Source organism: Rhodanobacter sp. MP7CTX1 (genome assembly GCF_014205795.1).
GTDB lineage: Bacteria > Pseudomonadota > Gammaproteobacteria > Xanthomonadales > Rhodanobacteraceae > Rhodanobacter.
In genome coordinates, this window is record NZ_JACHCN010000043.1 from 1 (window position 1) to 1,075 (window position 1,075).

A 1,075-nucleotide genomic window follows, 5' to 3' on the forward strand; every position below is an offset into this window, starting at 1 on the left:
GTCAACCGGCCGCCGTGCGTGATCGGCATGGAGGCGTGCGGTGGCGCGCATCACTGGGCGCGTGAACTGATCGCGCTGGGCCACACGGTGAAGCTGCTGCCCGCGCAGAAGGTGCGCCCGTTTGCGGTGGGCAACAAGAACGATATGGCCGATGCGCAGGCGATCTGGATGGCGATGCAGCAGCCGGGGGTCAAGACAGTCGCCGTGAAAACGCAAGCGCAGCAGGCAGTGCTGGCGATGCACCGGATGCGCACGCAGCTGGTGAAGTTCCGCACCGCGCAGAGCAACGCGCTGCGCGGCCTGTTGACCGAGTACGGCGAGGTGATGCCCAAAGGGCGTGGGGCTTTGAACCGGGCGATTCCCGAGGTGCTGGGGCGCTTGGCCGATCAGTTGCCGACGGTGCTAATCGAGACCTTGCGCGAACAGTTCGCGCGCCTCGGTGAGATTGACACGCACGTACTGGATATCGAGCGTCGGTTGCTGGCATGGCTGAAGGAAGAGCGGGCCTGCCAGACCTTGGCCGATATCCCCGGCGTGGGTCTGCTGACGGCCACGGCGGTCGTAGCCACGATGGGCGATCCGCGCGCATTCAAATCCGGCCGTGAATTTGCCGCATGGCTGGGGCTGGTGCCCCGTCAGGTGGGCACCGGCGGGCGCGTCAAACTGCTGGGCATCAGCAAGCGGGGCGATACCTATGTGCGCATGCTGCTGATCCACGGTGCGCGGTCGGTGCTCACCCACAGCAAGGCACCGCCCGCATGGGCCACTCCATTGCTCCAGCGTCGCCCGCTCAACGTGGTAGTGGTGGCGCTGGCCAACAAGATGGCGCGCACGATGTGGGCACTGCTGGCCCATCAGCGGACATATCAACCGGGGCACGTGAGTACGCCGGTCTGACGGCACACGAACGTGTTTCCACGAATACTTTTACTTCAAGGTTGCGCAAGGGTCGTCATGACGTGATGGCAAACCGGTCGGACCGTGATCCGCTAAACCTGATGGCCTTCCGGGACGCGAAGTCCTTCAAAGAGACAAGGCGCGGATCAGCACATTCCATCAGGGCCAGCAGGCACCA

General features: G+C 64.5%; 1 protein-coding gene. It reads left to right on the forward strand.

Going from position 1 to position 1,075, the window contains the following annotated elements; genetic code table 11:
- The coding region (locus tag HDE77_RS20245) for an IS110 family transposase (protein WP_184419725.1) at nucleotides 1-897 on the forward strand (897 nt) is incomplete at its 5' end.
- Between the last annotated feature and the right edge of the window lie 178 nt (nucleotides 898-1,075).